Below are 4081 nucleotides of genomic sequence, written 5' to 3' on the forward strand. Positions count from 1 at the left end.
GCGCCCGCCGGAACGTGCTGCCAGGGGTTCGGCGGCCCGCCGGGCACCGCGCAGTGCACGCCCGCGCCCCGCCCCGCGGCCGTCCGCGCCACCGCCCGCGCGGCAGCGGCGCCGGGCACGCCGTAGACCAGGTGGCAGAAGCGGCCCGGGGGATGGGCGGCCGTCCAGCGGGGAACGGCCGCCGCGGCGTAGTCCGCCCAGCTGCCCTCGTACGTCACCAGCAGGTCGGCCACCGACGCGTAGCCAGGGTCGGGGTGCACCCCCGGGTTCAGCACCGCGGTCGGCGCCCCGCCGCGCCGGGCGGCCGCCACCAGCCGCCGGTAGTACGGCAGCCGGTCGCGCCCCGCGGCGACCCGGTCGAGGAACACCCCGCTCACCCCGTACCACTCCCGGTGCCGGCGCACGTCCCGCACGACCTCCTGGGCGGGGCGGGTCGCGTAGTCGGTGTCCACGTACCCGAACAGCCGCGCCCCTGCCGCCCTCAGCCGCCCGGCGGCCGCCGCGACCACACCGTCGGGCCGCCCGGTCCCCGGCCCGTCCGCCACGTTCACCACCACCCCGTACAACCGGCCCGCCATCCCCTCCAACGCCCGCCACGCGCCCGGGTCGACGGCGGGATGGACGTACATCGGCACGAGCAGCGCCTGCGCGGTCGCGGGCGCTGCCGGTTGTGCGGTCGCGGGCAACCGGACCTGCCGCGGACCGGGTTGCGGCGCCTGACCGGGCCTCACGCCGGGGTGGCCGCGGTCGGGGCCGTGGCGGGGCACAGGGCCGCCAGGGCGTCGTGCAGGGTGCGGACCGGCTGCCAGCCCAGGGCCGCCCCGGCCAGCGAGACGTCCGCACGGACCCAGGACACCGCGGCCGAGCGCTCAGAGCCCGTGCCCGACTCCTCGATCCGCCCGGCGAAGCCGCACAGCCCGGCCAGCTCCGCCGCCAGGTCGCGCACCAGGGTGGCCCGGCCCGAGCCGACGTTCAGGACCGGGGGGAGCGTGCCGGGGGCGGTCGCGGCCAGTGCGACTGCCTCTGCCACGTCGTTCACGTCCACGAAGTCACGGTACGCGCCCAGGTCACCGGTCATGACCGTCCCCGCGGGCGCGGCGCGGCGGAAGGCGGCGGCGAGCCGGCCCGGCAGCCCGGACTCGGGGGCGCCAGGGCCGACCGGGTTGAAGACCCGCAGCACCACCGCGTCGAGCCCCGAGGCGGCCACGGCGAGGGTGCCCGCCAGCTTCGTGGCGCCGTAGACCCCGGCGGGCCGCGCCGCGGCGGACTCGGAGAGCGCTGTCCCGGGCACTCCCGGCCCGTACTCGGCCGCGGAGCCCAGCTGCACCAGCCGGGCCGCGGGCACGGCTGCCGCCATCGCCTCGCACAGCGCCGCCGCGCCCCGCGCGTTGACCGCGGCCAGCGCGCTGGCGGGACCGACCGCGAGGCCCGCGCAGTTGACCACCACGTCGGGGGCCAGCGCCGTGAGGCCGCCGGCCAGCACGTCGACCGGCACCGTGCCGAGGTCCACCGCCAGGTCGGGCGCGTACCGCGCCCCGCCGCGGGCCGCCGCGTGCGCCGCCGCCCGCCCGGCGTACAGCACGGTCGCCCCCGGCAGTTCGCCGAGCCGTGCGCTGACCGGCCTGCCGAGGAAGCCCGTGCCGCCGAGCACCACGATCCTGCTCATGCGCCGCTCACGCCCCCTTCAGCAGCAGCCCGCGCAGGCTGCTGAACTCCGCGTTCGCCCGGTCGTAGTCGTCGGGCCTGCCGATGTCCAGCCAGTAGCCGTCGAAGTCGTGGGCGCGCGGCGGCCGGTTGGCGGCGAGCAGGTCGAGCACCACCTCGTCGAAGCCCAGCGGCAGCCCCGGGGTGTAGCCGGAGAGCGTTTTCCTGGAGACCCCGTAGACCCCCATCGACACCCGGTAGTCCATGCTCGGCTTCTCGGTGAAGCCCACCACCTGCCCCTCGTCGGTGGTGAGCACCCCGAAGTCGATGCGGACGGTGCGCTGGTAGGTGGCGATCGTCAGCGGCGAGCCGGAACCCCGGTGCCCGTGCAGCAGTTCGCCGAAGTCCAGGTCGGTGAGCACGTCGCCGTTCATCACCAGGAAGTCCTCGGGCAGCTGGTCGCGCATGGTGAGCAGCGGCCCCATGGTGCCCAGCGGGTTGTCCTCGGTCACGTAGTCGACGTCGAGCCCCCACTGCGAGCCGTCGCCCACGTAGGCGCGGATGATGTTGCCGAGATGCCCGATGGCGACGGTGACGCGGTGGAAGCCGGCGGTGGCCAGCTGTCTGAGCACGATCTCCAGGATCGCGTGGCTGTCGCCGATCGGCACCAGCGGCTTGGGCAGTGCGGTGGTGTACGGCCGCAGGCGTACGCCCTTGCCACCCGCGAGAATGACAGCGTGCATGGTGGGTCCCCCCAGAGGTCGTGCGGTCATGGTGGTGTGACGTCCTGATCTCTGACGGGTCGTCAGACGTTGTAGGCGGAGGTCTTGTAGCGGGCGAGGTGCGCCGGGTCGCGGAAGAAGTCGATGGTGCGGGCGAGGCCGTCCTCAAGGCGGTGGGCCGGCGCCCAGCCGGTCGCCTCGCGCAGCCGCCCCGCGTCGCACACCAGCCGCATCACCTCGGAGCCGGCCGGGCGCAGCCGCCGCGCGTCCTCCAGGACGGCAAGGTCGGTGTCCATCAGGCGGCCGATCAGCCGCACCAGGTCGCCGACCGAGATCTCGCCGCCCGTACCGGCGTTGAAGGTCCTGCCCACCACCCGTTCGGCCGGCGCGGTCCCCACCGCGAGGAAGGCGGCCGCGGTGTCCTCGACGTACGTGAAGTCCCTGGTGGGCCGCAGGTCGCCCAGCGTCACCTTGGTCTCTCCCGCGGCGACCTGCCCGATCACGGTCGGGATCACCGCCCGCATCGACTGCCGCGGCCCGAAGGTGTTGAAGGGCCGCAGCGTCACCACCGGGGTGCCGAAACTGGCGTGGTAGCTGTCGGCGAGCCGGTCCCCGCCGGCCTTGGACGCCGCGTACGGGGACTGCGTGACGATCGGGTGGTCCTCGGTGATGGGTACGGTCTGCGCGGTGCCGTACGTCTCGCTGGTGGAGGTGTGCACCAGGCGCGGGATGCCGTACTCGCGCACCGCTTCGAGGACGTTGAGGGTGCCGGTCACGTTGGTGTCGACGTAGCTGCGCGGCGCGCGGTAGGAGTACGGGATCGCGATCAGCGCGGCCAGGTGGTAGACGGTGTCGCAGTCCGCGACCAGTTCGCGCACCGAGCCGGGGTCGCGGACGTCGCCCAGGACGACGTCCACGCAGTCCGCCACGTCGGGCGACAGCAGTTCCAGCCAGCCGTGCGAGGCGAAGGAGTTGTACTGCACCATCGCGCGCACCGGGCGGCCCGAGGCGACCAGCGCCTCGACCAGGTGCGAGCCGATGAAGCCCTCGGCGCCGGTGACGGCGACGGGAGTTGCGGTGGACATGGAGGAGTCTCCTTGCGGTGAAGGTGGGTTGGGTTCCTGCGCCTGGCGGCGGGGTTCAGCGGTGGGTCGTGACCCGGGCGGTGGCGGCGGTGGCCGCGGCGAGCAGGACGGCGGCGGCGCAGGACCCGGTCAGGCCGATGACGGTGCCGGGCGTACCGGTGCGTGCGGCCAGCAGCGGGAGGGCGGTGGCCGTCGCCGCCGACAGGACGGCGGCGGCCGTCCAGGACCGCTCGCAGGACTGGAGCAGCAGCGCGAGCCACAGCGTGCAGCCGAGCGCCAGCAGGACCCCCAGATGCGGTGCGTCCCACGCCGCCGCGCCCGGCAGCACCGCCGACTCGACGCCGGCCAGCGCGACCAGCGCGGCGGCGTAACCGCCGAGGCAGCGCGCCAGCACCCGCCACGACCTGGCGAGCAGCCGCTCGGCCACCCCGGTCCTGCGCAGCGCCACCAGGCAGCGGCTGCGCAGCCGGAACAGCAGCCACTCGGCCACCCCCATGCTGACGGTGAGCGAGGCGACGAACTCCCCGGCCAGCGCGGCCGCCACCACCAGCCCGCCGGCGGCGAACCCGGCGACGGCCACCGGCACCGACCGCCCGACGGCCACCTGCCCCGCGGCCGGCTGTCCCTGGC

At 75.5% G+C, this 4081-nt stretch carries 4 protein-coding genes and 1 pseudogene; all 5 read right to left on the reverse strand.

Features of this window, described 5'->3' with window-relative positions; translation table 11 throughout:
• Positions 1 to 629 (reverse strand): spherulation-specific family 4 protein (locus NFU81_RS40645; RefSeq protein ID WP_251502344.1); only part of this gene is annotated, 629 nt, incomplete at its 3' end.
• Between the two features lie 98 nt (positions 630 to 727).
• A complete protein-coding gene (locus NFU81_RS40650) occupies positions 728 to 1666 on the reverse strand; it encodes an NAD-dependent epimerase/dehydratase family protein (RefSeq protein ID WP_251502341.1) in 939 nt (312 codons plus the stop codon).
• A 7-nt stretch (positions 1667 to 1673) separates the two neighbouring features.
• A complete protein-coding gene (locus NFU81_RS40655; protein WP_251502342.1) occupies positions 1674 to 2387 on the reverse strand; it encodes a nucleotidyltransferase family protein in 714 nt (237 codons plus the stop codon).
• A gap of 62 nt (positions 2388 to 2449) precedes the next feature.
• Positions 2450 to 3451: an SDR family NAD(P)-dependent oxidoreductase gene (locus NFU81_RS40660; RefSeq protein ID WP_251502343.1), complete on the reverse strand. Its 1002-nt coding sequence runs from the start codon at positions 3449 to 3451 to the stop codon at positions 2450 to 2452.
• Positions 3452 to 3506: 55 nt separating this feature from the next.
• Positions 3507 to 4081, reverse strand: a pseudogene (locus NFU81_RS40665) (hypothetical protein); the annotation flags it as partial.

Source organism: Actinacidiphila cocklensis, assembly GCF_907177275.1.
Taxonomy (GTDB): domain Bacteria; phylum Actinomycetota; class Actinomycetes; order Streptomycetales; family Streptomycetaceae; genus Actinacidiphila; species Actinacidiphila cocklensis.